This is a genomic window from Streptomyces sp. G45 (assembly GCF_049542095.1).
Classification (GTDB): domain Bacteria; phylum Actinomycetota; class Actinomycetes; order Streptomycetales; family Streptomycetaceae; genus Streptomyces.
The window spans coordinates 1,835,069-1,861,394 of record NZ_JBMUZU010000001.1 but is presented as its reverse complement, the minus strand read 5'-3'; the positions used below and the strand labels follow the sequence as shown (position 1 = coordinate 1,861,394).

The 26,326-nt window shown below is 74.5% G+C and carries 21 protein-coding genes and 2 pseudogenes; 16 read left to right on the top strand and 7 right to left on the bottom strand.

Annotated elements, in window-relative coordinates; all coding sequences use genetic code 11:
- Window positions 1-147 precede the first annotated feature (147 nt).
- Both ACOBQU_RS07385 and ACOBQU_RS07380 read left to right on the top strand, forming a co-directional pair.
- A complete protein-coding gene (locus ACOBQU_RS07385; protein WP_423625093.1) occupies window positions 148-2,373 on the top strand; it encodes a phage holin family protein in 2,226 nt (741 codons plus the stop codon).
- An 84-nt stretch (window positions 2,374-2,457) separates the two neighbouring features.
- Window positions 2,458-3,861, top strand: coding sequence for an amino acid permease (locus ACOBQU_RS07380; RefSeq protein WP_423625091.1), 1,404 nt, complete (start codon window positions 2,458-2,460; stop codon window positions 3,859-3,861).
- 1 nt (window position 3,862) lies between these two features.
- On the opposite strand, the gene ACOBQU_RS07375 is transcribed toward ACOBQU_RS07380, so the two are convergent.
- Window positions 3,863-5,497, bottom strand: coding sequence for a DUF6345 domain-containing protein (locus ACOBQU_RS07375; protein WP_423625089.1), 1,635 nt, complete (start codon window positions 5,495-5,497; stop codon window positions 3,863-3,865).
- A gap of 543 nt (window positions 5,498-6,040) precedes the next feature.
- On the opposite strand from ACOBQU_RS07375, the gene ACOBQU_RS07370 reads away from it, so the two are divergent.
- Window positions 6,041-6,466 (top strand): OsmC family protein, encoded by a 426-nt coding sequence (locus ACOBQU_RS07370; protein WP_423625087.1) that lies wholly within the window; start codon window positions 6,041-6,043, stop codon window positions 6,464-6,466.
- 221 nt (window positions 6,467-6,687) lie between these two features.
- Window positions 6,688-8,635: pseudogene (dnaK, locus tag ACOBQU_RS07365) on the top strand (molecular chaperone DnaK).
- A 27-nt stretch (window positions 8,636-8,662) separates the two neighbouring features.
- Here dnaK and ACOBQU_RS07360 read toward each other — a convergent pair.
- Window positions 8,663-9,502: a helix-turn-helix domain-containing protein gene (locus ACOBQU_RS07360; RefSeq protein ID WP_423625085.1), complete on the bottom strand. Its 840-nt coding sequence runs from the start codon at window positions 9,500-9,502 to the stop codon at window positions 8,663-8,665.
- A gap of 183 nt (window positions 9,503-9,685) precedes the next feature.
- On the opposite strand from ACOBQU_RS07360, the gene ACOBQU_RS07355 reads away from it, so the two are divergent.
- From ACOBQU_RS07355 to ACOBQU_RS07345, 3 genes are all read left to right on the top strand, one after another.
- On the top strand, window positions 9,686-9,988 hold the full coding sequence (locus tag ACOBQU_RS07355) for a 4a-hydroxytetrahydrobiopterin dehydratase (RefSeq protein WP_423625083.1): 303 nt from the start codon (window positions 9,686-9,688) through the stop codon (window positions 9,986-9,988).
- Window positions 9,989-10,028: 40 nt separating this feature from the next.
- On the top strand, window positions 10,029-10,772 hold the full coding sequence (locus ACOBQU_RS07350) for a class I SAM-dependent methyltransferase (protein ID WP_423634318.1): 744 nt from the start codon (window positions 10,029-10,031) through the stop codon (window positions 10,770-10,772).
- 108 nt (window positions 10,773-10,880) lie between these two features.
- Window positions 10,881-11,903 carry a class I SAM-dependent methyltransferase gene (locus ACOBQU_RS07345; RefSeq protein ID WP_423625081.1) on the top strand — a complete coding sequence of 341 codons (1,023 nt, stop codon included), beginning with the start codon at window positions 10,881-10,883 and terminating at the stop codon, window positions 11,901-11,903.
- Window positions 11,904-11,964: 61 nt separating this feature from the next.
- Here the strand turns inward: ACOBQU_RS07345 and ACOBQU_RS07340 are convergent, their stop codons facing one another.
- The gene (locus tag ACOBQU_RS07340; RefSeq protein ID WP_423625079.1) at window positions 11,965-12,666 is read right to left on the bottom strand and encodes a bleomycin resistance protein; all 702 of its coding nucleotides are present in this window, start codon (window positions 12,664-12,666) and stop codon (window positions 11,965-11,967) included.
- Between the two features lie 111 nt (window positions 12,667-12,777).
- Window positions 12,778-13,650 (bottom strand): aldo/keto reductase, encoded by an 873-nt coding sequence (locus ACOBQU_RS07335; protein WP_423625077.1) that lies wholly within the window; start codon window positions 13,648-13,650, stop codon window positions 12,778-12,780.
- Between the two features lie 413 nt (window positions 13,651-14,063).
- Here ACOBQU_RS07335 and pqqA point away from each other — a divergent pair, with 413 nt between their 5' ends.
- From pqqA to ACOBQU_RS07300, 7 genes are all read left to right on the top strand, one after another.
- Window positions 14,064-14,207, top strand: coding sequence for a pyrroloquinoline quinone precursor peptide PqqA (pqqA, locus tag ACOBQU_RS07330; RefSeq protein ID WP_423625075.1), 144 nt, complete (start codon window positions 14,064-14,066; stop codon window positions 14,205-14,207).
- Window positions 14,208-14,215: 8 nt separating this feature from the next.
- Window positions 14,216-15,124 carry a pyrroloquinoline quinone biosynthesis protein PqqB gene (gene pqqB, locus ACOBQU_RS07325; RefSeq protein ID WP_423625073.1) on the top strand — a complete coding sequence of 303 codons (909 nt, stop codon included), beginning with the start codon at window positions 14,216-14,218 and terminating at the stop codon, window positions 15,122-15,124.
- A gap of 11 nt (window positions 15,125-15,135) precedes the next feature.
- On the top strand, window positions 15,136-15,981 hold the full coding sequence (pqqC, locus tag ACOBQU_RS07320) for a pyrroloquinoline-quinone synthase PqqC (RefSeq protein WP_423625072.1): 846 nt from the start codon (window positions 15,136-15,138) through the stop codon (window positions 15,979-15,981).
- Window positions 15,978-16,250, top strand: a complete 273-nt coding sequence (gene pqqD / locus ACOBQU_RS07315; protein WP_423625071.1) for a pyrroloquinoline quinone biosynthesis peptide chaperone PqqD — start codon at window positions 15,978-15,980, stop codon at window positions 16,248-16,250. The genes pqqC and pqqD overlap by 4 nt, the downstream gene beginning before the upstream one ends.
- On the top strand, window positions 16,238-17,365 hold the full coding sequence (gene pqqE, locus ACOBQU_RS07310; protein ID WP_423625070.1) for a pyrroloquinoline quinone biosynthesis protein PqqE: 1,128 nt from the start codon (window positions 16,238-16,240) through the stop codon (window positions 17,363-17,365). The genes pqqD and pqqE overlap by 13 nt, the downstream gene beginning before the upstream one ends.
- A 145-nt stretch (window positions 17,366-17,510) precedes the next feature.
- Window positions 17,511-18,377, top strand: coding sequence for a Tat pathway signal sequence domain protein (locus ACOBQU_RS07305; protein ID WP_423625069.1), 867 nt, complete (start codon window positions 17,511-17,513; stop codon window positions 18,375-18,377).
- A gap of 56 nt (window positions 18,378-18,433) precedes the next feature.
- On the top strand, window positions 18,434-19,549 hold the full coding sequence (locus tag ACOBQU_RS07300; RefSeq protein WP_423625068.1) for a PQQ-dependent sugar dehydrogenase: 1,116 nt from the start codon (window positions 18,434-18,436) through the stop codon (window positions 19,547-19,549).
- A 48-nt stretch (window positions 19,550-19,597) separates the two neighbouring features.
- Here the strand turns inward: ACOBQU_RS07300 and ACOBQU_RS07295 are convergent, their stop codons facing one another.
- The gene (locus tag ACOBQU_RS07295; protein ID WP_423625067.1) at window positions 19,598-21,427 is read right to left on the bottom strand and encodes an AMP-dependent synthetase/ligase; all 1,830 of its coding nucleotides are present in this window, start codon (window positions 21,425-21,427) and stop codon (window positions 19,598-19,600) included.
- A gap of 204 nt (window positions 21,428-21,631) precedes the next feature.
- Window positions 21,632-23,152, bottom strand: a complete 1,521-nt coding sequence (locus ACOBQU_RS07290) for an MFS transporter (RefSeq protein ID WP_423625066.1) — start codon at window positions 23,150-23,152, stop codon at window positions 21,632-21,634.
- 213 nt (window positions 23,153-23,365) lie between these two features.
- Between ACOBQU_RS07290 and ACOBQU_RS07285 the strand changes: the two genes are divergently transcribed.
- Entirely contained in the window at window positions 23,366-24,307 is a 942-nt protein-coding gene (locus tag ACOBQU_RS07285; protein WP_423634316.1) for an Lrp/AsnC family transcriptional regulator, read from the top strand.
- Here the strand turns inward: ACOBQU_RS07285 and ACOBQU_RS07280 are convergent.
- The gene (locus ACOBQU_RS07280) at window positions 24,282-25,175 is read right to left on the bottom strand and encodes a LysR substrate-binding domain-containing protein (RefSeq protein WP_423625065.1); all 894 of its coding nucleotides are present in this window, start codon (window positions 25,173-25,175) and stop codon (window positions 24,282-24,284) included. The genes ACOBQU_RS07285 and ACOBQU_RS07280 overlap by 26 nt on opposite strands.
- Window positions 25,176-25,380: 205 nt before the next feature.
- On the opposite strand from ACOBQU_RS07280, the pseudogene ACOBQU_RS07275 reads away from it, so the two are divergent.
- Window positions 25,381-26,325 (top strand): annotated as a pseudogene (locus ACOBQU_RS07275) (bile acid:sodium symporter family protein); the annotation flags it as partial.
- Between the last annotated feature and the right edge of the window lies 1 nt (window position 26,326).

Here is a 26,326-nt window from a genome sequence, read left to right as displayed (position 1 = left end):
GGCGGGACGGCGTCGTGCCGCGAGGGGGCCAGGCCGGGGGCGGGTGGGTGGGCGGTGCCGTGCCGTGGAGGGGGACCGGGGCGGCGGTGGGGGCCCATGGCCTGTGCGACGCTGGGGGGACGCGAGGATCAGTGAGGCGGGGCAGCGGTGCGCGATGGCAGGTGGCGGACGGTAGGGCGGGCCCTGGGGCGCGTCATCGCGGTGTGGGCGGTGAGCACGGCCACGATGCTCGCCCTGGCCGGGATCCTGCCGGACTTCAAGCTCCAGTCGGACGACGGCGACAGTGCCACCCGCATCGCGATCACCGCGGCCCTCGGTGCCGGGGCCTTCGGCCTGCTCTCCGCGCTGGTGTGGCCCCTGCTGGTCCGCGCGCTGCTCCTCGTACCCGCCCTGGTCCTCGGCCTGCTGAACTTCTTCCTCAACGGCTCGCTGCTGCTGCTCGCGCTGCGGCTCATCCCGGACGGCCGCGGCGACGCCAACGCCGAGACGGCCGTGGTCGTGGCGGCGGTGATGTCGGCGGTGGCGTCGGCGACGGGCGGCGCGCTCGCCGTCCGCGACGACGACGCCTACCGCCGCAGGCTGTACCGCCTGGCCGACCGCAGGCGCCGCCGTGACCAGGACGCGCGCCGCCCCAGCGGCCCCGGCACGGTGTTCGTGCAGTTGGACGGCGTCGGTCACGACGTCCTGACCGACGCCGTCGCCAAGGGGCTGATGCCCACCGTCGCCCGCTGGCTCGGCGCCGACGGCCACGAGGCCACCCACCGGCTCACCCCCTGGCGCACCGACTGGTCCAGCCAGACCGGCGCCAGCCAGCTCGGCATCCTGCACGGCAGCACGTACGACGTGCCCGCCTTCCGCTGGTACGAGAAGGACACCGGCGAGGTCATGGTCTCCAACCGGCCCGCGTCCGCCGTGGAGCTCCAGCGGCGCGCCATCGCGCGGACCGGCGACGCCGGGCTGCTCGCCGTCGACGGGGCGAGCCGCGGGAACCTGTTCAGCGGGGGCGCGGAGCAGCTCGCGCTTGTGCTGTCGATGGCCGCGCGGCGCGGCCGGGAGAACCGGTCCCGGGCCGGGTACTTCGCGTACTTCTCCGACCCCGCGAACGCGGTCCGCACCGCTTTGTCGTTCGTCGCCGAGGTCGGCCGGGAGATCGGCGAGTCGACCCGCGCCCGCATCCGCAGACGCCGCCCGCGCGTCAGCCGGGGCGGCCTCTACCCGTTCATCCGGGCCTTCGCCACCGTCGTCGAGCGGGATGTCGTGGTCGCCGCCGTCATCGGCGACATGCTCGCCGGGCGCGCCGCCGTGTACGCGGACCTGGTGGCGTACGACGAGGTGGCCCACCACTCGGGACCGGCGAGCGGCGACGCGGAGAAGGTCCTCAGACGCCTCGACCGGTCCCTGGCGCTGCTCGCCAAGGTCGCCGAGCACGCGCCGCGCCCGTACCGCATCGTGCTCCTGTCGGACCATGGCCAGAGCCCCGGCGAGACCTTCCGCGCCCGCTACGGCCTGACCCTCGCCGACCTGGTGCGGGCGGGGTGCGGACTGCCCGTGCCGCGCCGGGCGCGCCGCACCCACAGCGGCGCCGAGGCCCGCGCCGCCGTGCGGGCGGCGCTGCGCCGCCCCGTCGAGGAGGGCACCGGCGAGCACCGGCCTCGCCGCCGCGCCGAGCCGATCGTGCTGGCGTCCGGGAACCTGGGGCTCGTGTCGTTCCCGGACGTGCCCCGCCGCATGACGCGCGAGGAGATCGACGACCGCCACCCGGCGCTGCTGCCGACGCTCGCCAACCACCCGGGCATCGGCTTCCTCCTCGTACGGAGCGAGGAGCGCGGGCCCTTGGTCCTCGGGGCGCGCGGCGCGGAGGTGTACCTGGACGAGCTGGGCCCCGACGCGGACCCGGACGCGCTCGGGCCGCTCGCCGACTTCGGGCCCGGCGCCGCCGACGCGGTGCGGCGCACCGACACCTTCCCGCACACCGCCGACATCATGGTCAACTCCGCGTACGAGCCGCTGGACGGCGAAGTCCTCGCCTTCGAGGAGCAGATTGGCTCGCACGGCGGCCTCGGCGGCGCCCAGTCCCGGCCGTTCCTGCTCTCGCCGCTCGCCCTGTCCCCGCCCATCGACGACGGGAGCGGCGGGGGCGGCCACGGCGGCGAGCTGGTGGGCGCCGAGGCCGTGCACCGGGTGCTGCGGCGCTGGCTCGGCGAGGACCTCGGCGCGCGGGTGCCCGTGGACGCCGTGCGGGACGTCCCCGCGGACGCCCCCGCGGGCACCTCCGTGGGTGTCGCGCGGGCCGTGGACGATTGCCTTCCCGAGGGTGACGGCTCGCAAGCATTTCCGGTCGCCGACCCCCTCGTACAGGACAAAAGTCAGTGATTTTGCGCTGCGTGGGCCGTGCCCGACCATGGGCGGGCGCCCGGCGATCCCGGGCGCCCGGCACGACGAGAGGCGCACCACCCCATGCACGACACCGGAACCGCAGCACCGTCGGCTCCGGCCCCGAAGCAGGACACGGCACCGCACCCCGGCACCTCCGGTGACCACAAGCACGCCCGCCGCTTCGGACTGCCCGTCGCCACCTGCCTCGTCATGGGCAACATCATCGGCGGCGGCATCTTCCTGCTCCCGGCCTCCGTCGCCCCCTTCGGCACCGTCAGCCTGGTCGCGTTCGCCGTCCTGACCGCCGGGGCCATCGCCCTCGCGCTGGTCTTCGGGCGGCTCGCCGAGCGCGACCCGCGCACCGGCGGCCCCTACGTGTACGCGCGCGCCGCGTTCGGCGACTTCGCGGGCTTCCTCGCCGCCTGGTCGTACTGGATCACGACATGGGTGTCGAACGCGGCGCTCGCCGTCGCCGCCGTCGGCTACCTGGACGTCCTTGTCCCCGTCGCCGACCACAAGGCGACCGCCTGCCTGGCCGCGCTGGTCCTGCAACTGCTGCCCGCGCTCGCCAACTTCGCCGGGACGCGGTACGTCGGCGCGGTGCAGCTCGTCGCCACCGTCCTGAAGTTCCTGCCGCTGCTGCTGGTGGCCTTCGGCGGCCTGTTCTTCTTCGACCCCGACAACCTCGGCCCCTTCCAGGCCGGTGACGAGGGCCCGATCGGCGCGGTGTCCGCGTCCGCCGCGATCCTGCTCTTCTCGTACCTGGGCGTGGAGTCGGCGGCCGTCAGCGCGGGCGAGGTGCGCGACCCGCGGCGCAACGTCGGCCGCGCCACCATCCTCGGCACGCTCGGCGCCGCCCTCGTCTACCTGCTCGGCACCCTCGCCGTCTTCGGCACCGTCGCCCACGACAAGCTCGTCACGTCCACCGCGCCGTTCTCCGACGCCGTCGACGTCATGTTCGGCGGCTCGTGGGGCGGCACCGCCGTCGCGCTCGCCGCGCTCGTGTCGATGGTCGGCGCCCTCAACGGCTGGACGCTGCTGAGCGCCCAGACGCCGTACGCCGCCGCCCGCGACGGCCTCTTCCCGGCCGCGTTCGCCAGGAAGAAGCGCGGCGTGCCCACCACCGGCGTCCTCGTCACCGTCGTGCTCGCCTCGCTGCTGACCGTCTACAACTACACGGCGGGCCCGTCCGGCGTCTTCGAGGTCCTGGTGCTCGTCACGACGTTCACCGCGACCGTGCCCTACCTCCTCGCGACCGCCGCGCAGATCTACTTCCTGCTCTCCGGGCAGGGCGCGCGCGTCCACCGCTCCCGCCTGGTGCGGGACGCGGTGCTCGCCGCCGTCGCGTTCGCCTTCTCGATGTGGCTGGTCGCGGGCGCCGGGTACACGGCCGTCTACCAGGGCGTGCTGTTCCTGTTCGCGGGCGTGCTGGTGTACGCGTGGATGGCGGCCCGCAAGCAGCGGACCGCCACCTCTTCCGGCTGAGCTACCGCGCGAGGGGTGCCGTCACCCAGCGCAGGGTCCTGTACTCGCTGCCCTCCGCGCCGATCTCGATCAGCTTCCGGGCGGCCGGGTAGGCCTCGTTGCCCTCGACCTCGTACCCCACGACGAACGTTCCCGGCACGTCGCTGACCAGCGGCTGCGGCCCGGGCACGGCGGAGCGCGCGGCGTCGCCGCCGGTGGCCTTGGCCGCGAGGTGCGCCAGCAGCCGCCGCTGCGCGACGGCGAGCGCCTCCTGCGGGTCGCTGACCGGCGGGGCCGCGGCCGCCTCCATGCCCCGGCCCGAGGGGGCCGCGACCCGGCTGCTGGGCGCCCGCGTGCCGCCCGTGGCCTGCCGCGTCGACAGCTGCGCCTGCACGACCGTGCCGTCGTTGTCGAGGCCGACGCGGATCACGCCGCGGCCGGGCGTGATGACCGGGACGCCGCCGAAGGCCTGCCGGAACGTGACGTGCGTCTGCAGGGTGGTCGGGGCGCCGGTCTCCGTGCCGTCCTTGGTGCCGGAGTTCTGCATCAGGTCGTGCACGCCGTCCACGACCAGCTCGGCGCCGTCGGCGTGCTGTTCGGCGAAGGCCCGCGCCAGCTCGACCGCGCGGCCCGTCTCCAGGGGCGTCGTGTTGCGGTGGTTGGCCTCGGCGAGCCGCACCCAGCGCACCGCGTGCGGGCCGGTGGACACGGTGCGGTCGCCGGAGCTGGCGCTGAGCACGCCCTGCCGCTCCACCCGCACCTCTTCGAGGGCCGCCGCGGGGAAGGACGCCAGCCGCCCGGTCCGGGTCAGCTCGGCGCTCGGGTCGCGCGGCGCGAGCTGGACGACCTCGGCGCCCTCGGGCACGGCGGCCAGCGGCTCGGCGAGCGACGCGCGGGCGTAGTACCAGCGCCACGCGTACCAGTGGTCGGGCACGGCGTCGCGGTAGAAGTTCCGCTCCGTGCTGAGCCGGTTGACGGCCTCGGCCTGGGTGGCGCCGACGGCGCAGACGGACGGGGCCTGGTGCGTGGAGATGTCCCAGCTGGCGTTCAGCCAGGCGTCGCAGAACGTCTGCCCCGACCGCCACTTGGCCCAGAAATTGCTGCCGTAGTCGGGGTTGTCGACGCTGGTCGTCTCGAAGCCGAACAGCATCCGGAAGCCCGTGTTGGGCCCCGCCCAGGTGCGGATCGGCGAGTGCCCGCCGAGGACCCGCAGCGACAGGCACGTCGACCAGAACACGTACTTGGCCTTCTCGTTGCCGAGCGCCATCCGGCTGGAGACCGCGTCGGTGCGCCCGTCCCACGCCGCGCCCAGCGGCGCGGAGAACACCCCGTTGCCGTCCATGGTGCCGTGGCCCGAGTGGTACACGGCGCATGCCGCGTCCATGCCGTACCGGTCCTGCCAGTTGTCGTACGTCTCCTCGTACGCCCACACCTGGACGCCGCCGTCGGCGAACCAGAAGTTGCGGTCGTAGAACTGCTGGAGGTACGCGAGGAAGCCGGTGGCGTCCTCGTGCGTGTAGTACAGCGGTGACGCGGTGGCGAACCTCTCGACGCTGAACGCGCCCCACCACCCGAACGTGGAGTCCCGCTCCCCGGCCGCACCCGGCTTCTCCGGCTCCACCGGAGACGGTCCGCGGTCCTCGTAGATCATGCGCATGCCTGCCCCCTGAGTGATCTCCCCCTCACGTGGCCGACGGGCACGTGGCCGGGGGGCCCAAAAGTGTCACCGCCAGGGGGTGTTGCCCAGGCGCGATTCAGGCCATAGCGGGCGGGCGGAACGCGCCCCGCGGGTGCCGCGCCGCCCCAGCGGCCCCGCTGGCCCGAGCGCGCGAACGGCGGCCGCGTCCCGCGCGGGACCGGTGCCCCCGCGCGGGCGGCCCGCCCTTCCGGGACCCGCGCTGCCCCCTGCGCCGTTCGCCCCGCGCCCCGGGGAGCAGCGCGGCCCCCTCGAACACGCGGGGCGGGCAGCCGGGGGCCGGGCCGCGGAGGCGCCGCCCCCGGTTGCCGGGGCCCGGCCGGGGGCTTCGCGGCTGGCGCGGCTCTGGCTCGATTCCGCTCGGGCCCGCTCGGACGTGACTGGCGGGAAAGCACGGGGTGATGGGGGTGTTTCCGGCCGGTGATGCGACCGTCCACATGCGACGTTTTCCCCGGAGTGTGATCGGATGGAGCCCACCGCACTTCACCGAAGGGATTTGGCATCGTGGCTACCACGCGCTCCGCGCACACGGTCTGGGAAGGCAGCCTGACGGAGGGCTCCGGCACCGTCACCTTCGACTCCTCGGGCATCGGGCAGCAGGCCGTGTCCTGGCCGTCCCGCGCCGAGGAGGCGAACGGCAGGACCAGCCCCGAGGAGCTGATCGCCGCCGCGCACTCCAGCTGCTTCTCCATGGCCCTGTCGCACGGCCTGACCGGCGCGGGCACCCCGCCCACCAAGCTGGTCACCTCCGCCGACGTGACCTTCCAGCCCGGCACCGGCATCACCGGCATCCACCTCACCGTCGAGGGCGAGGTGCCCGGCATCGACGAGGCCGCCTTCGTCTCGGCCGCCGAGAACGCTAAGGCCAACTGCCCGGTCAGCCAGGCCCTGACCGGCACGACGATCACGCTGTCGGCCAAGCTCGCCTGACGGGCCGTCCGCACACAGGAGCCGCCGTCCCGGTCGCCGGGGCGGCGGCTCCGCCGTGTCCCGGCCCGCGCCCGGCCCGGCCCGCGCCCGGCCCGCGCCCGGCCCTGACGGCGCCCGGCCCTGGCGGCCCGTGGCCTTGACGGCACGCGGCATTGACAACAGCCCGCTCAAGTTTTGTGCTGGAGGTTGGAGTATCGCCGCGTCGGAAGGGGTTGTTGGACATGGCACGTGCGGTCGGGATCGATCTCGGGACGACGAACTCCGTGGTCGCCGTCCTGGAAGGCGGTGAGCCCACCGTCATCGCGAACGCGGAGGGCGCCCGCACCACCCCGTCGGTCGTCGCCTTCGCCAAGAGCGGCGACGTGCTCGTCGGCGAGGTCGCCAAGCGGCAGGCCGTCACGAACGTGGAGCGCACCGCGCGCTCCGTCAAGCGCCACATGGGCGACCCGGGCTGGCGCTTCCCGGGCACCGGCAGCGTCGACGGCCGCACGTACACGGCGCAGGAGCTGTCCGCGCGCGTCCTGCAGAAGCTCAAGCGCGACGCCGAGTCCTACCTCGGCGAGGACGTCACCGACGCCGTCGTGACCGTGCCCGCGTACTTCGACGACACCCAGCGCCAGGCCACCAAGGAGGCCGGGGAGATCGCGGGCCTCAACGTGCTGCGGATCATCAACGAGCCGACGGCCGCCGCGCTCGCGTACGGCCTCGACAAGGAGAACGACCAGACGGTCCTCGTCTTCGACCTCGGCGGCGGCACCTTCGACGTGTCGCTCCTGGAGATGGGCGACGGCGTCATCGAGGTGAAGGCCACCAACGGCGACACCCGGCTCGGCGGCGACGACTGGGACCAGCGGATCGTGGAGCACCTGGTCACGCAGTTCAAGAACGCCCACGGCATCGACCTCGGCAAGGACAAGATGGCCCTCCAGCGGCTGCGCGAGGGCGCCGAGAAGGCGAAGATCGAGCTGTCCTCGTCCAGCGAGACCGACATCAACCTGCCGTACGTCACCGCGTCCGCCGACGGCCCGCTGCACCTCGCCGAGAAGCTGACCCCGCGCCCAGTTCCAGCAGCTGACCGCTGATCTGCTCGACCGCTGCAAGGGCCCCTTCCACCAGGCCGTCAAGGACGCGGGCGTGCCGCTCTCCGCGATCGACCACGTCGTCCTCGTCGGCGGCTCCACGCGCATGCCCGCCGTCGCCGACCTGGTGCGGGAACTCACCGGCAGGGACCCGCACAAGGGCGTCAACCCCGACGAGGTCGTGGCGCTCGGCGCCGCCCTCCAGGCGGGCGTGATCCGCGGCGACGTCAAGGACGTGCTGCTGCTCGACGTGACCCCGCTGTCCCTCGGCATCGAGACCAAGGGCGGCATCATGACCAAGCTCATCGAGCGCAACACGACCATTCCGACGCGCCGTTCGGAGACGTTCTCCACCGCCGAGGACAACCAGCCCTCGGTCGGCATCCAGGTCTTCCAGGGCGAGCGGGAGATCGCCGCGTACAACAAGAAGCTCGGCGTGTTCGACCTGACCGGGCTGCCGCCCGCGCCGCGGGGCGTGCCGAAGATCGAGGTGACCTTCGACATCGACGCCAACGGGATCATGCACGTGTCCGCGAAGGACGAGGCCACCGGGCGCGAGCAGCGCATGACGGTCACCGGCGGCTCCGCGCTGCCCAAGGAGGACATCGACCGGATGGTCCGCGAGGCCGAGCAGCACGCCGAGGAGGACCGCAGGCGCCGCGAGGCCGCCGAGACCCGCAACCAGGCCGAGCAACTCGTCTACCAGACCGAGCGGTTCCTCGGCGAGAACGGCGAGCGGGTCCCCGCCGGGACCAGGTCCGAGGTGGAGGCCGCGGCCGCCGAGCTGAAGGCGCTCCTGGAGGGCGCGGACAGCTCGGACACGGCCGCCCTGCGCGCCGGTGTGGAGAAGCTCGCGGCCGTCAGCCAGAAGATGGGGCAGGCGATGTACGCGGCGGCGTCTCCGGCGGGCGAGCGGCAGGGCGCGGCGGACGACGGCGCCGGGGCCGGTCCGCGGGCACGGGCGGGCGCGGACGACACCGTCGTGGACGCGGAGATCGTGGACGACGAGGGCGGCGCCAAGGAGGACGGCACGGCCGACGGCAAGGACGGCGAGGACGGCAAGGGGGCGGGCGGCCGGAGCGGGGGCTGAGCGCCGTCCGTCCGGCGGTGCCCGGGGCTAGCCCCTGTCCTGGAGGAACTTCACCGTCGCCGGGTCGGCCGGGAGCAGCGTCTCCACGGCCAGCTCGGCGACGGTCACGTCCATCGGCGTGTTGAACGTCGAGATCGACGACATGAAGGACAGCACCTGGCCCTCGTGCTCGATCCGCAGCGGCAGCGCGAAGTGCGGCACCTGCCCGTCCGTCACGGTGTCCTCGCCGGGGTCCTCGACCGGGTACGCGGCCACCTCCTCGTACAGCGCCCGCAGTTCGGCGGAGCGCTGGAGCGCGATCTGCCGCTCCATCTGGTGCAGCAGGTGCCCGCGCCACTCCCGCAGGTTGCGGATCCTCGGGGCCAGGCCCTCGGGGTGCAGCACGATCCGCATGGCGTTCGGCGGCGGCGCGAGCAGGTGCTCGGGCAGGCCGTCGAGGAGCGCCGCGATGCCGCGGTTCGCCGCGACCACCTGGTACGTGGCGTCCACGACCAGCGCCGGGTACGGCTCGAAGCCCCGCAGCAGCTGGTCAAGGCCGGTGCGCAGCGCGGCCATCGACGGGTCGTCCAGCGGTGTCCGGGCGAACCTCGGCGCGTAACCGGCCGCCAGCAGCAGGGCGTTGCGGTCGCGCACCGGCACGTCGAGGTGCTCGGCGAGCTTGAGGACGAACTCCTCGCTCGGCTTGGCGCGGCCGGTCTCGACGAAGCTGATGTGCCGCGCCGAGGACTCCGCGCGCAGCGCCAGCTCCAACTGGCTCACGCGCCGCCGCAGCCGCCAGTCCCGCAGCAGCGCGCCCACCTCGGAGCGCCCGGCCGGGGGCCGGGCGTCGGCTCCGCCGTTCTTCCTGCCGGGCGCGCGTGTCGTCATACCGGGAACGGTAGTCGAGGAGCGGCCCGCTCCGAGCCGGATTCCGGCACGGACCGCGCCCGCCGCACGGCCGGATGCGTGCGCCGCACGGTCCCCGCCGCGACCCCCTGTGGCACGCTGGCACCACGCCCGGGAGCACCGTCCCGGGGCGCCCCCGCAGGACCCCGTGAAAGGAGCGCGGCCATGCCCGAACCGCTGTCGCAGAAGGAGATCGAGGACCGGCTCGCCGAGCTGCCCGGCTGGTCCCTCTCCGGTGACCGGATCACCCGCTCCTACCGCCTCGGCTCGCACTTCGCGGCCACCGCGCTCGTCGTGCACATCTCGCAGACGCAGGAGGAGCTGGGCCACCACGCGGAGCTGACCCTCGGCTACGACACGGTGGAGCTGTCCGTGCACACGCACAGCGCGGGCGGCGCGCTCACCGCCCTCGACTTCGAACTCGCCCGCCGGGTCGAGGAACTGGCACCGGGCCATGGCGCGCAGTGACGCCCCCGAGGTGACCGCCGCGGGCCCGCGCGGCGCGCACATGCTCGACTACGGCAAGGAGGCCGTGCGGTACGACGCGTCCCGCGGCGGCGAGCCCCGCGCCGCCGCGGCGGCCGCCGCCGTGCTCTCCCTGGTGCCGGACGGCGCCCGCTCCCTGCTGGACGTCGCCTGCGGCACCGGCCTGGTCACCAGGCGGTTCGCCGAGCGTCCCGGCCTGCGCGTCACGGGCGTGGACGCGACGTACGCCATGGCGCGCAGGGCCGCCGAGCGGGTGCCCGGCGTGATCGTGCTCGGCGACTGCCACCGGCTGCCGTTCGGGGACGCCGAGTTCGACGCGGTGACGACGGTGTGGCTGCTGCACCTGCTGGAGGACCCGGACGAGGCGCGCGCGGTGGTCGCCGAGTGCGCGCGCGTCCTGCGGCCCGGCGGGGTGCTCGTCACCACCGTCGACAAGGCGGCCTCGCACAACGTGGGCAGCGACATCGACGCCGCCCTCGCCGGACGCCCGCTGCGGGCGCCGGTGGACGGCGCGGCGCGCGTGGCCTCGTACGCCGCGTCCTGCGGCCTGGTGGCGGCGGGCCGCTCCCGCTTCCGCGGGCACGGCCAGGGCCGCAGCCCGCGCAGCACACTGGAGGACCTGCGCCGCGGCTGGTTCACCAGCATCCCCCCGGACGGCCCCACGGCGCAGGGTTTCGCGGACCGCCTCGCGGCCCTGCCCGACCAGGACGTCCGCCGCCCGGACCCGGAGTTCCCGCTGCGCGCCTTCCGCAAGCCGCCCGCCTGACCCCGGGCTCCGTACGGTACGGATTTTGCGGAAACGGCAAGCCGACTGGCCGCTTCCGCGCCTCGGGGCGCAGGCTTGCGATGTTCCCGGAGAGAGGTGGCGAGGCGCATGACGGCGTACGAGGAGCAGGCGCGCGGCGGCGGTCAGGAGACCCACGGGGCCCACGGGTCCCACGGATCCCACGAGCCCCGTAAGTCCCATGGGCACGGCGGCGGTCACGGCCACGGGCACGGGCACGGTCATGGGCACGGCGGTGGCGCGGAGATCGACTGGGTGGAGATGGGACCGGTCCTGGAGCAGAACGCCGAGGTCACGGCGCCGGTGTACCGGGACGTCGCGGCCTGGCTGCGGGAGCTGCGCGGGCCGGGCGGCGAGCCCGGTCTGGTCGTGGACGCGGGCAGCGGCCCGGGCGTGGTGACCTGTCTGCTCGCCGAGGCGTTCCCGGCGGCGCGGGTGGTCGCGGCGGACCCGGAGCGGGCGCTCCTGGAGCGCGCGGCGGCGCGCGCCGAGCGCCTCGGCCTCGGCGACCGCGTCAGCACGCACCAGGCGGAGCTTCCCGACGGCCTGGGCGCGTTGCCGCCCGCCGAGCTGATCTGGGCCGCGCGCTCGGTGCACCACGTCGGCGACCAGGTGGCCGCGCTGGCCGCGCTCGGCGACCGGCTCGCCCCCGGCGGCGCCCTCGCCGTCCTCGAAGGCGGTCTGCCCCCGCGCAGCCTGCCCCGCGACATCGGCATCGGCAGGCCGGGTCTCCAGGCCCGCCTGGACGCGGCCAACGAGGAGTGGTTCACGCGGATGCGGGCGTCCCTGCCCGGCGCCAAGGAGACCGTGGAGGACTGGCCCTCGCTGCTCGCGGAGGCGGGCCTGCGGCACACCGCGACCCGCTCCTTCCTGCTCGACCTGCCCGCACCCCTGGACGACCGGGCGCGGGCCCACGTCATCGCCGTCTTCGAGCGCTACCGCCACCTCGCGGACCCGGCTGAGGCCGAGGAGGGAGGCGTCTCGCCGCTGTCGCCACAGGACGCGGCGGTCCTGGACCGGCTCCTCGACCCGGCGGACCCGCGGAGCCTGCACCGGCGCTCGGACGCGTACCTGCTGGTGGCGCACACGGTGCACGTCGCGGTCAGGGACTGACGCCCCCGGCCCGCGCGGGCGGGGCGCGGCCGGGGGGCGACCGCCGCCCGGCCCGCGCGGCTCAGGCCCGCAGCTCCGCGAGGCGGGCCAGCGCGTCGTCGGCCGACTCCCGCTCGCCGTCCGGCAGCTCGACCTCCGCGGCCCGGGCGCACAGCCGCGCGGCGAGGCCGTCGTCGCCGAGCCGCTGGGCGATGTCCCCGCGCAGCACGAGCATCCGCACGAGCTGCGCGGGCGTCGGCCGCTCGTCCGTCAGCGCGAGCGCCCGGTCGAGCACCTTCGCGGCGCCCTCCAGGTCCCCCTTGGAGTCCGTGTACAGGTCGGCGATGTGCAGCGCCCGCGCGAAGGTGCCCTTCGGCGGCCGCCGGTGCGACTGGTCGTCGCTGATCGCCTGCCCGACGCGGACGCAGTTTCCGCCGGGGTCGGTCATCAGGAACTGCCGCACCCCGTACGACATGTCCTTCAGCGGCCCGATCCGCGGCAGGCCCCGCCGCGGCACCTTGCCGTACGCCGCCTTGAGACCGTCCCGGAACGCCGTGTGCAGGGCGTCGACGTCGTCCGTGAGGATGTAGCACCCCGAGTACGACTCGGTCGGCTCGTACCCCTTCATCCCGAAGAACTGCAGCTCCACGGGGCCGCGTTCGACGACGGCGTACGCGTACGGCGCCTTCTGAAGGAACGTGGTCGCGAACCCGAGGGCGGTGTAGAAGTCAACGACCGGCTGGATGGCCTGGCAGGGGAGCAGGGGGATCGTCTTCTCGGTCATGCGCGTCAGTCTAGTCAAATTTGATTAATGCGACCAGAGGGAGCCCGTCCGCCTCCCCTCGTGACGAGGGTGGCGGGGCGGGCTGGTGGAGCGGTCCGGGGGTCCCGGGCCTTACGCCACGTGGAAGGCCGCCGGGTCGGGGCCGAGGCGGCGGTCCTCGTTCAGGGCGCTGATCGCCGCCATGTCCTCCGGGTCCAGCTCGAAGTCGAACACCGCGATGTTCTCCTTGATGCGGGACGGGGTCACGGACTTGGGGATGACCACGTTGCCGAGCTGGATGTGCCAGCGCAGGACGACCTGCGCGGGGGTGCGGCCGTGCTTCTGGGCGATGGCCACGATCGCGGGCACCTCCAGGAGGCCCTTGCCCTGGCCGAGCGGCGACCAGGCCTCGGTGGCGATGCCCTGCTCCGCGTGGTACTCGCGGGTCGCGCGCTGCTGGAGGTGCGGGTGCAGCTCGATCTGGTTCACGGCCGGGATCACCGACGTGGCGTCGATGAGGCGCTCCAGGTGCTCCGGCAGGAAGTTGGAGACGCCGATGGCCTTGGCGCGGCCGTCCGCGAGGATCTTCTCGAAGGCCTTGTATGTGTCGATGTACCGGTCGTTGTCCGGCATCGGCCAGTGGATCAGGTACAGGTCGACGTAGTCGAGGCCGAGCTTGGCGAGGGACGTGTCGAACGCCTTGAGCGTGGAGTCGTAGCCCTGCGCGTTGTTCCACAGCTTCGTCGTGACGAACAGCTCCTCGCGGGCCAGGCCGGAGGAGGCGAGGGCCTTGCCGGTGCCCTCCTCGTTCTCGTAGGCCGCCGCGGTGTCGACGCTGCGGTACCCGGCCTCCAGCGCCGTCGCCACGGCCCGCTCCGCCTCGTCGTCCGGCACCTGCCAGACGCCGAAGCCGAGCTGCGGCATCTCGATGCCGTTGTTCAGGATGATCGGGGGGACCTTGCTCACGAGCTCTCGATCCTTAACGTCGTCGGGTGGTACGTCCATCGTCAACGATCAGGGCCCCGGCCGCATTCCTTGCGGGCCCCACGGATCCTTGCCGCCCTCCGTGGTGGGTTCCCGCTCCTCGCGGCCGCCCGTGGTTCCTGGCTCCTCGCGGCCGCCCGTGGTTCCCGGCTCCTCGCGCCCGCCCCCGTGGTTCCCAGCTCCTCGCGGCCGCCCCCGTGGTTCCGGCGGTGCGGCGCCGCGCGGGCGGGCGGGGCGGCGCGCCGGGGCCCTGAGAATGGCCGGATATGGCTCCGCCCTATCGGTCCGAACCATTGACCGCGTCCCGTCATGCCGCGACTCTGTTGCACGTCGCTGAACGCAGGCCATCCATGTGAACGCCCTCCACTCCGTGGTGGACGCCTGCCTCAGCGCCTCCTGAGCCCCCCACCCCGTCAGGAAGGCAGGAACGAGGCATGAACCCAGGCACGAACGGACACGAGCAGGAGACGCCGGAGCACACCCCCGGCGAGAGCACCCCCACGGCCTGGCAGACCCCCGAGTACACGGTCGTCGAGACCTCCCTTGAGGTCACCGCGTACCGCCTGGCCGACCGGTAGCGACCGCCGTGCTGCTGCTGGTGCTCGGCACCGCGGCGGGCGGCGGACTGCCCCAGTGGAACTGCGCGTGCCCCGGTTGCGCCGGGGCGCGCGCCCACCCCGCGCGCCGCCGCCTGCACGCCTCGCTCGCCGTCCGCGCGCGCCCTGGCCGCTGGTACCTCGTCAACGCCACCCCCGACATCGGCCCGCAGATCGAGGCCCACCCCGAGCTGCTGCCCTCCTCGGCTCCGGGCGCCGACGCGCGCCGCTCGCCGCTGGCCGGGGTCGTCCTCACCGACGCCGAACTGGACCACACCCTCGGCATCGCCCGCCTGCGGGAGGCCAGGGACGGCGTGGACGTCCTCGCGACCGCGCCGGTGCGCTCCGCCGTGCGCGAACGCCTCGGCCTCGGCGCCGTCCTCGACCCGTACACCACGGTCCGCTGGCGCGCCCTTTCGGGCACGGGCGTGCCCCTGGAGGAGGGGTCGGCGATCCGGGTCGGCGCGGTTCCGGTTTCGGCCAAGCGCCCGCGGTACGCCGCCGCCGCGGAGCCCGACCCCGCCTGGTCGGTGGCGCTGCGCCTGCACGACACCGGCAGCGGCCGCACCGTGCTCTACGCGCCCGCGCTCGCCTCCTGGTCCGAGGCGTTCGAGGCCGCCGCCCGCGAGGCCGACGTCGTCTTCGCCGACGGCACCTTCTGGGACGACGACGAGCCCGTGCGGGCGGGCTTCTCCCAGCGGACCGCCACCGCCATGGGGCACCTGCCCGTGACCGGGCCCGGCGGCACCGCCCACCGGCTCGCCGCGCTGCCGGGCCGCTGCCTGTACACCCATCTGAACAACACCAACCCACTCGGGGACCCCCACGCGGAGCAGCACAAGCGGCTCGCCGAGTGGGGGCTCGAAGTCGCCGCGGACCGGATGGTGATCGAGCTGTGAGCATGAACGTCATGACCTCCACCGAGAGCGGGCCCGCCGACGCCGCCGGGACGCCCACCGAAGCCGACGCCGCCGGGACGCCCACCCGAGCCGTCGGCCCCGGGGCGCGCCCCGCGGCCGACGGCGCCTCCTCCGCCGCGGACGCCCCCTGGAGCGCCGACGAGCTGACCGAGCGGCTGCGCGCCGTCGCCGCCGAGCGCTACCACGACCGCCACCCCTTCAACGTCCGCATGCACGAGGGCACCCTGACCCGCGGGGAGCTGCGCCGCTGGATCGCCAACCGGTTCCACTACCAGCGCCACATCCCCGTCAAGGACGCCCTGATCCTGGCCAAGTTCGACGACCCCGCGCTGCGCCGGAGCTGGGCCCGGCGGATCCGGGACCACGACGGGGAGCGCACGGGCGAGGGCGGCATCGAGCGGTGGCTGCGCCTCGGCGAGGCGGCGGGCCTGGCCCGCGAGGAGCTGCTCGACGCCTCCCGGGTGCTGCCCGGGGTGCGCCTCGCCGTCGACGGCTACGTCAACTTCTGCCGCCTCAGGCCCGCGCTCGACGCGGTCGCCGCCTCGCTCACCGAGCTGTCCGCGCCGGATCTGATGCGCACCCGCATCGCCGCGTTCCAGAAGCACTACCCGTGGATCGACGCCGACGGGCTCGCCTACTTCCAGGGGCGGGTCTCCCAGGGCGGCCGCGACGGCCAGGAGGCCCTGGCCCTCGTCCGCGCCTGGGCGCGCACCCGCGCACAGCAGGAGCGCGCGGTCGCCGCGCTCGCCTTCAAGTGCGACGTGCTGTGGTCGCTGCTGGACGCCGTCGACCGGGGCGGCGCGGGGGAGCGGACCGGGGCCGGTGAGGGGCCGTGACCGGTGCCGTACGGCTCGACTGGCGGCCCGTCCTCGACCGGTCCGTGCTGCTCCGGCACGACCGGGTGCGCGGCGTCGACCTGCTGATGCTGCCCGAGCGCGTGGTGGTGCTGCGCGGCGCGGCGGCGGCCATCGTGGCGCTGTGCGACGGCGGGCGCGATGTGACGGCCATCGTCGCCGAGCTGGCGCGGCGGCACCCGGGCGCGCCGGTCGCCGACGAAGTCCCGCCGTTCCTGGAGCGGTTGAGGGCACAGGGGTGGCTGAGGTGACCGCACCCCCGCCGGGCCCGGCCCCCGCGCCCGTCCCGGACCCGCCCTGGGCGTTGCTCGCCGAGCTGACCCACGCCTGCCCGCTGCGCTGCGCTTACTGCTCCAACCCCGTCAAACTGGTCGGTCGGTCAGGGGAGTTGACCGGCGACGAGTGGGCCGACGTGCTGGCGCAGGCCGCTGACCTGGGCGTCGTCCAGACGCATCTGTCCGGCGGCGAGCCGCTGCTGCGGCGCGACCTGACGCGGATCGTCGCGGCGGCCGACGGCGCGGGCATCCACACCCAGCTCGTCACCAGTGGCGTCGGCCTGCACGCCGACCGCCTCGCCGAGCTGGTGGCCGCGGGCCTGCGCAGCGTGCAGCTGTCCGTGCAGCACACCGACCCGGCGAGGGCCCTGGAGATCGCGGGCGCGCGGGCCTTCGACGCCAAGCGGCGGGCGGCGGAGCTGGTGCGGGCCGCCGGGCTGCCGCTCGGCCTGAACGCCGTGCTGCACCGCGCCAACCTCGACGCCCTGGACGACCTCGTGGAGCTGGGCCTGGCCTGGGGCGCCGACCGCGTCGAGCTGGCCAACACCCAGTTCTACGGCTGGGCCCTGCGCAACCGCGCCGCCCTGCTCCCGGACCCCGGGCAGGTGGCCCGCGCCCGGGCGGCCGTCGAGCGCTGGCGGCGGCGGCTCGCCGGGCGCATGGAGCTGGTCTGGGTCCTCCCCGACTACGTCGACGCCGTGGCGAAGCCCTGCATGGGCGGCTGGGGCGCGGTCTCCCTGACCGTCGCCCCGGACGGCTCCGCGCTGCCCTGCCCGGCCGCCGCCGACCTGCTCGGCCCGGCCGCGCCGAACGTGCGGGACCACCGGCTCGCCTGGATCTGGCGGGAGTCGGAGGCGTTCAACCGCTACCGGGGCGAGGCCTGGATGCCCGAGCCCTGCCGGTCCTGCGAGCTGCGCGCCGTCGACTTCGGCGGCTGCCGCTGCCAGGCGCACGCCCTCACCGGCGACGCCGCCCGCACGGACCCCGTCTGCCGCCGCTCGCCCGACCACGGCACCGTGCGCGCCCTGGTCGACGCGGCCCGCGGGCCCGCCCCGGGCGCCGCCTACGCCTACCGCGAAGGAGGGTCATGAGACACCTCGGCGGACCGCTGCCCGCGGGCGCGCTCGCCCGCGCCCGGCGGACCCACGACCGCCACGGGCTTCAGCGCCGCCCTGAAGGGGTCCGGCGCCTTCCCGGTCACGAACGAACCACCACGGAAGGGCAGGTGAGCCGGGCATGACCCCCTCCCGAAGGGCCGTCCTGGGCGCGGCACTCGGCATCGGCGCGGGCGCGGCGACCTCGGCCGCAGGGCTGGCGTCCGCCTCCGGGGTGCCGTCCGCCTCCGGGGTGCCGTCCGCCTCCGGGGTGCCGTCCGCCGCCGGAGCGCCGTCCGCCGTGGCCGCGCCCGACGCCGCGTGGCGGCTGCGCTGGTCCCCCTCCGCCCGTAAGGTCGGCACCCGCGCCTTCGAGACCCTGGAGGACGACCGCGCGGGCTCCCACCCGGCCGCCAAGCCGCACATCAGGGCCGACGGCGACGCCTTCCGCTTCGACATCCACACCGTCGACCGCGACACCAGTACCGACCGCCAGCGCCAGGAGGTCACCGGCTGCCGCGACGGCGACTCCTACCTCACCTGGCGGCAGGGCCAGACCTGGCGGGTCACCTACCGCATGTACCTGCCGAGTTCGCTGAAGGCGACGACGACCTTCACGCACATCATGCAGATGAAGCAGCCCGGCCTGGGCAGCGCGCCCCTCGTCGTGCAGTCGCTGCGCCGCGTCGACGGCAGGCAGACCATCGAGCTGAAGGTCGTCCAGGGCGACGTCCTGGTCGGCCGCGCCGACCTGGAGCCGCTGCACGACACCTGGACCGGCGTCGACTTCCGGATCACGATCGGCGACGGCTCGTCAGGGGCCGTGCGCTGGATCCTCACGAGCGGCGGCACGACCGTCGTCGACGCGTCCCGGTCCGGCGTCGACACCTTCCTCGCCGACCGCGTACGGCCCAAGTGGGGCATCTACCGCTCCCTCGGCGACACCTCCGGCTCGCTCCAGGACACCTACCTCCTCCTCACCGACCTGCGGGCCTACCAGCTCGGCTGAGCCCGGGTCCGGCCGCGCGCTCCCCACCCCACCCCCCACACCCCACGGAGGCACCCATGCACCGAAACAGCCGGTCCACCGCCAGGAGGGCGGCCCTCACCGCGAGCGCCGTCCTGGCGGCGGGGCTCGTGGCGCACGCCCCGTCGGCTGCCGCCGGGACCGGACCGTCCGGGCCGCCCGCCCCCGCGAGCCAGCCCAGCGGCATCAAGACGATCTCGTCCGGCTGGACCATCCCGTGGGGCACCGCCTGGCTGCCCGACGGGAAGTCCGCGCTCGTCACCGAACGGGACGACTTCCGCGTCTGGTCGGTGTCCGCGGACGGCGCCACCAGGAAGCAGCTCGGCACGGTGCCCGAGTCCCAGACGACCGGCGGCGAGGGCGGCCTCATGGGCATAGCCGTCGACCCGCAGTGGGAGGCCAACCACTACGTCTACGTCATGCACACCTCCTCCGAGGGCAACCGCGTCGCCCGCATGACCTACGACGGCTCCTCGCTCGGCGGCTACACGGTCCTGGTCAAGGGCATCAAGAAGGCCAAGTACCACAACGGCGGCCGCCTCGCCTTCGGGCCCGACGGCTATCTGTACGCCACCACCGGCGACGCCCAGTCCAAGCCGCTCGCCCAGGACAAGGACTCGCTCAACGGCAAGATCCTTCGCCTGACCCGCGACGGGAAGCCCGCCCCCGGCAACCCCTTCGGCACCTACGTGTACAGCCTGGGCCACCGCAACCCGCAGGGCCTGGCCTTCGACGCGCGAGGACGGCTGTGGTCGGCGGAGCTGGGCGACGCCACCCGGGACGAGCTGAATCTCATCAAGCCAGGGCGGAACTACGGCTGGCCGGAGTGCGAGGGCACCTGCGACGTCGCCGGGATGACCAACCCGAAGACGACCTGGGGCGTCGGAGAGGCCTCCCCGAGCGGGATCGCCGTCGTCGACGGCGCCGTCTACATGGCGGCCCTCAAGGGCGAGCGCCTGTGGCGCATCCCCCTCAACGAGGGCAGCGAGAACGTCGGCACGCCCAAGGCGTTCTACACCCGCTCCTACGGCCGCCTGCGCGCGGTGACGGCGGTGCCGGGCGCGCACGCGCTGTGGCTGTCGACCACCAACGCCGACGGCAACGGCGGCCAGCCGGACGGCTCCGACAAGATCTTCCGCGTCTCCCTCGGCTAGCGCACCACCGGGCCCACCGCGTCTCCACCGCGGCGCGCGCCGCCGGGCTCAGGGGTAGAGCGCGTCGACCTCGGCCGCGTACGCCTCCTCGATCGCCCGGCGCTTGAGCTTCAGGGACGGCGTGAGCAGCCCGTGCTCCTCGGAGAACCGGTGGGCGAGGATGCGGAAGGTGCGGATCGACTCGGCCTGCGAGACCAGGGTGTTGGCGGCCACCACCGCCCGGCGGATCTCGGTCTCCAGGTCCGGGTCGTGCACGAGGTCCGCGGGCGCCAGGGGCGGCTTGTCGCGCATGGCCAGCCAGTGCTCGACGGCCTCGGCGTCCAGGGTGACCAGGGCCGCGATGTACGGCCGGTCGTTGCCGACGACCAGGCACTGGGCGACCAGCGGATGGTCCCGCACCCGCTCCTCAAGACGCGCGGGCGACACGCTCTTGCCGCCGGAGGTCACCAGGATCTCCTTCTTGCGCCCGGTGATGGTCAGATAGCCGTCCTCGTCGAGGGAGCCCAGGTCGCCGGTGGCGAGCCAGCCGTCGCGCAGCGCCGCCTCGGTGGCCTTGGGGTTGTTGAGGTAGCCCTGGAAGACGTGGGCGCCGCGCAGCCACACCTCGCCGTCCTCCGCGATGCGCACGGTCGTGCCGGGCACGGCCTGGCCGACCGTGCCGTAGCGGGTGCGCTCCGGGGGGTTCGCGGTCGCGGCGGCCGTCGACTCCGTCAGGCCGTACCCCTCGAAGACCGTCACCCCGGCACCGGCGAAGAACAGACCGAGCCGCCGGTCCATGGCGGAGCCGCCGGACATCGCGTGCCGCACCCGGCCGCCCAGCGCCTCGCGCACCTTGGCGTACACCAGCTTGTCGAAGACCTGGTGCTGCATGCGCAGCGCCGCCGACGGCCCCGGACCGGTGCCGAAGGCCCGGGCCTCCAGGGCGTCGGCGTACTTGACGGCCACCTCCACGGCCTTGTCGAAGGCGCCCGCCCTGCCCTCCCGCTCGGCCTTGCGCCGGGCCGCGTTGAAGACCTTCTCGAAGACGTACGGCACGGCCAGGACGAACGTCGGCCGGAACGCCGCGAGGTCGCCGAGCAGCGCCGCCGCGCTCAGGCTCGGCTGGTGGCCGAGCTTGACCCGGCCGCGCACCGCCGCCACCTGCACCATGCGCCCGAAGACATGCGCGAGCGGCAGGAACAGCAGGGTGGACGCCTCGTCGCCGCGCTTGGAGCGGAACACCGGCTCCCAGCGCGCGATGACCGTGTCCACCTCGAACATGAAGTTCGCGTGGCTGAGCACACAGCCCTTGGGTCTGCCCGTGGTGCCGGAGGTGTAGATGACGGTGGCGACCGAGTCCGGCGTGATGGCGCGGCGGTGCCGGTGCACCACCTCCTCGTCCAGCTCCCGGCCCGCCTGGTTGAGTTCGCGCACCGCGTCGGCGTCGAGCTGCCACAGGCGGCGCAGCAGCGGCAGCCGGTCGACGACCGAGCCGATCGTCATGGCGTGGTCGCCGTGCTCCACCATCGCCGCCGTGACCTGCGCGTCGTGCAGCATCCACAGGACCTGGTCGGCCGACGACGTGGGGTAGACGGGCACGACCTGCGCGCCGACGGTCCACAGCGCGAAGTCGAAGAGCGTCCACTCGTAGCGGGTGCGGCACATGATGGCGACCCGGTCGCCGAACCGCACGCCCTGCGCCAGCAGCCCCTTGGCGAGCGCCAGGACCTCGTCGCGGAACTCCGCGGACGTCACGTCCCGCCAGGCGCCGCCCGGCTCCTCGGTCTTGCGGGCGAGCACGACCCGGTGCGGATCCTCAAGGGCATGGTCGAAGACGGCGTCGGCAAGGCCGCCCACCCTCGGAGCCGTCGCCAGGGGAGGGTTCGTGAACTCGCGCAATGGTGCTCCTTGTGGCGCTCCGCACAGCGCCGGTGACGGTACCCCACCCCCGACCCGTGCGGGAGGGGGGTGGGACGCGCCCGCAGGCGCGCGATCGTCACAGGTCAGCGGGTGAAATGCGGCCACAAGGGCAGAGGCCGGACAGATTCCTGACGGTGGAGTAAGTTCCGGGCCGGTAATCTCCACCGAATCTGTACGCGGCGGTTACGCGCCGACGCGCTCCCCGGCGGCGGCCGTCCCGGGCGCCCCTGAGGGAGCGGCGGGCGCCTGGCCCGCGCCGCCCGTCCGCTTGGCCCGGACCATCACCAGAACGGCGACGCCCGCCACGAGGCCGGTGACGCCCGCCATGAGCGAGGCCCCGTTCAGCCCGGACGCGAACGCCGCGCGCACGCTGTGCTCGGAGAACGCTCCCCGCAGGGCCCCGGCCCCGCCGCCCGCCGCGGTGTGCGCCGCGTCCTGGCCGAGCGCGTCCGCCATCCGCGAGGTCAGGACCGTGCCGAACACGGCGACGCCCAGCGCGTAGCCGAGCTGTCGGCACGTGTTCACCGCCCCACCCGCCGTGCCCGCGTTCGCCGGGGGCACCGCCGCCAGGGCCGCGCCCGCGAGGCCCGGTGACACCAGGCCCGCGCCCACGCCCGTGACCGAGAGCCCGGGTATCAGCGCGGGCCACGACGAGTCGGCGTCCAGCGTCGCGAGCGCGCAGCCGCCCGCGCCTATCAGCAGCAGGCCGACCCCGATCACGTACCGCGCGGACACGCCGTGCAGCAGCCGCCCACTGACCGCGGCGACGACGAAGGAGAGCCCGGCGAGCGGCACCAGCGCGAGGCTGCCCCGCACCGCGCTCATCCCGAGGACCGTCTGGAGCCAGATCGAGAGGTACGGCATGAGGCCGAACGCCGCCATGTTGGTGCCGATCGCGCCGACCAGGACCCCCGTGAAGGCGGGCTCGCGCAGCAGGCGCAGGTCGAGGAGCGGGTGCGCGACCCGCCGTTCGACGGCCACGAACGCGCTCAGCGCGAGCGCCGCGACCGCGAAGGTGACGGCGGTCGCCGCCGACCCCCAGCCCACGGCTCCGGCCCGCACCACGCCGTAGGTCACCGCTCCCACGAACAGCGCGAACATCGCCGTGCCCGCCCAGTCGACACGGCGCCCGCCCGCTCCCCGCACGCCCGGGCGCGACGGCGGCAGCAGACGCAGCGTCAGCCAGATCGCGGCCACGCTCACCGGCAGGTTCACGAAGAAGATCCAGCGCCAGCCGGGCCCCGCGGTGAGCAGTCCGCCCACGATCGGCCCGAGCGCGGCGGCGCCCCCGCTCACCGCGCCCCACACGCCGAGCGCGACCGAGCGGTCCTTGCCCTGGTAGGCGGCGCCGAGCAGCGGCAGCGTCGTCGCGAACATCGCGGCGGCCCCGAGCCCCTGCACCGCCCGCGCCGCCACCAGGAACTCCGCGCTCGTCGCGAGCCCGCAGCCCAGCGAGGCGAGCGCGAAGACGGCGGTCCCCGCGACCTGCACGCGGCGCCTGCCGACGACGTCGGCGGCGGCGCCGATACCGAGCAGCAGCGCGGCGAGCGCGAGCGCGTAGCCGTCGATGACCCACTGCACATCGCTCAGCGAGGCGTCGAGAGCCGGTGCCATGTCGGGCACCGCCACGACCACGATCGTCACGTCCAGCAGCAGCATGAACGTGCCCAAGCAGACCGCGGTGAGCGGCCCCCACTTACGCATCGGCGAACTCCTTCGTGCTTCTTGTGCGACAGGTGCGTATGCCTCGTACGATGAGTCGGCGCCGGACGAAACCACGCACCAGGACCAGAACGGCGCCGGAAATCGACTTCGCGAGGGGAGTGGACGGTGGAATCCCACACCACGGAACGCCATGCGGGCGGCCGCGACGACGGCGGGGACCAGGGCGGCCGCGACGACCGAAGCGACCTCGACCTGAAGCTCGTGCACGCCCTGGAGGTCGACGCCCGCGCCCCCTTCAGCCGCCTCGCGGCGGTCCTCGGCGTCTCCGACCAGACCGTCGCCCGCCGCTACCGGAAGCTGCGTGCCGAGGCCCGGCTCCGCGTCGTCGCCGTCCGCGAGCGCGAGGACGAGTGGCTGCTCAGGCTCCGCTGCACCCCCGACAGCGCCCAGGCCATCGCCACGGCCCTGGCCAAGCGGCCCGACACCGCGTGGATCCACATCACCTCGGCGGGCACGGAGGTGGTCTGCATGTCCCTGCCCCGGGACCCCGGCGACTACGACGACCTGATGTTCGGCAAGCTCCTGCGCACCCCGCACATCGTGGAGATCCGCGCGCACCAGCTCCTGCACCGCTTCTACGGCGGGCGCACCGGCTGGATCGGCAAGCACGGGCCGCTCACACCCGGCCAGGTGGCCGCGCTCACCCCCGCCCGCCCGCACGGGCCACGGCCCCCCGGGCCCGCACGGATCACCCCCGAGGACGAGCCGCTGATCGCCGCGCTCAAGCCCGACGGCCGGGCCACCTACCCCGAGCTGGGGCGCGCCACCGGCCGCTCCGAGTCCGCGGTCAAGCGCCGCCTGGCCCAGCTGCTCGACTCCGGCGCGCTGTACCTGGACACCGAGTACGACACCGAGTACTTCGGCTTCGGCACGGCCGCGATGCTCTGGATCACCGTCGCGCCGCGCCTGCTGCGCGCGGTCGGCGAGGCGATGGCGGAGCACCCCGAGATCGCCCACGCCTCCGCGACGACGGGCCCCTCCAACCTCATGGCCAGCGCCCACACCCGCGACACCAAGGAGCTGTACACGTATCTGAGCGACAGGCTCGGCACCCTCGACGGTGTGCAGCACGTGGAGGCCGCGCCGCTGCTGCGGCGGTACAAGCAGCTCACGTACCAGTACCCGCCCCACTAGGCGGGCGCCCCCGGTGCAGCCGGTCGCCGCCCGCCAGGATCGCGCGCGCCAGGGCGTCCGCGGCGCCGCCCGCCGACGGCCGCGGCTCCACGTGCCGCAGGACGAAGTCCACCGCGCCCAGCTCCGGCAGCCCCGCCCGCTCCGGCAGCCGCGCCAGGCCCGGCGGGATCAGGCCCCGTGAGTGCGCCATCACGCCGAGGCCCGCCCGCGCGGCGGCGACCAGGCCGTTGAGGCTGCCGCTGGTGCAGGCCACGCGCCAGGGGCGGCCCGCGCGCTCCAGGGCCGCCATGGCGAGGGCGCGTGTGATGCCCGGCGGCGGGTACACGATGAGCGGCACCGGGCGCGCCGGGTCGAGGCGGAGCCGGGGCGCGCCGATCCACACCAGGTCGTCGCGCCACACCAGCTCGCCGCGCGGGTCCTCGGGGCGCCGCTTGGCGAGCACCAGGTCGAGGCGGCCCGCGTCGAGCCGCTCGTGCAGGGTGCCGGACAGCTCGACCGTCAACTCCAGATCGACCTCGGGGTGGCCGCGCCGGAACGACTGCAGGATGTCGGGGAGCCGCGTCAGGACGAAGTCCTCGGACGCCCCGAACCGCAGCCGCCCGCCGGGCCGGACGCCGGTGAAGTGGGCCGTGGCCTGCTCGTGCACCTCCAGGATGCGGCGCGCGAAGCCCAGCATGGCCTCGCCGTCCTCGGTCAGCTCCACGCTGTGCGTGTCCCGCGTGAACAGCGGGCGCCCGGTCGCGTCCTCCAGGCGCCGCACATGCTGGCTCACCGTCGACTGGCGCAGCCCGAGGCGGCGCGCGGCCTGCGTGAAGCTGAGCGTCTGCGCCACCGCGAGGAACGTACGGAGCTGGGCGGGGTCGTACACGCGCCCAGCCTAGCGCGCCCATCGCGGAACGTGATGACAGTGAGAACGGTGTACGGGATTCCCGATCAAGGCGGACAGGAGGATCATGGAGAGGGCACGTACCGCCCCCGGAGCCGCCCCCCCGCAGCCCTGAAGGCACAGACCCCCAGCCCCTGAACCCCCGAGAGCATGGAGCACTGTGAAACGCCCGTCCTGGCCGTCCTGGATGCCCGTCGATCCCTTCATCGCGGTGCTCCTGGCCACCGTCGGCCTCGCCGCGCTGCTCCCGGCGCGCGGCCCGGCCGCCGACGCGGTCTCCGGGGTGTCGACCGGGGCGGTCGCGCTGCTGTTCTTCCTGTACGGCGCCCGCCTGTCGACCCGTGAGGCCCTGGACGGGCTGCGCCACTGGCGGCTGCACCTGACCGTGCTGCTCTGCACGTTCGCCGTGTTCCCGCTGCTCGGCCTCGCCGCCAAGGGCCTGGTGCCGCACGTCCTGACGCCCGCCCTCTACAGCGGCTTCCTGTTCCTGACCCTGGTGCCCTCCACGATCCAGTCGTCGATCGCCTTCACGTCCCTGGCTCGCGGCAACGTGCCCGCGGCGATCTGCGCGGGCACGTTCTCCTCGCTCGCGGGCATCGTCCTCACCCCGCTCCTGGTGGCGTGGCTGCTCGCGGACACCGGCGGCGGGTTCTCCGCCGACGCGTTCTTGAAGATCGTCCTCCAGCTCCTGGTGCCGTTCCTCGCCGGACAGCTGCTGCGCCCCTGGATCGGCGGGTTCGTCACCCGCCACAAGAAGGTCCTGAGCCTCGTCGACCGCGGCTCGATCCTGCTGGTCGTCTACGCCGCGTTCAGCCTGGGCGTGGAGCGCGGCATCTGGCACCAGGTCACCCCGGCCCGGCTCGCCGCGCTGCTCGGCGTGGAGGCCGTGCTCCTCGCGGTGATGCTCACGCTGACCTGGTACGGGACCAAGCGGCTCGGCTTCGACCGGGCGGACCGGATCGCGATCCAGTTCGCCGGGTCGAAGAAGTCCCTGGCCGCCGGGTTGCCCATGGCCAGCGTCCTGTTCGGCGCCGAGGCCTCGCTGGCGGTGCTGCCGCTGATGCTGTTCCACCAGATGCAGCTCATGGTGTGCGCGGTGATCGCCAAGCGCCGCTCCCGGGACCCGGAGGAGT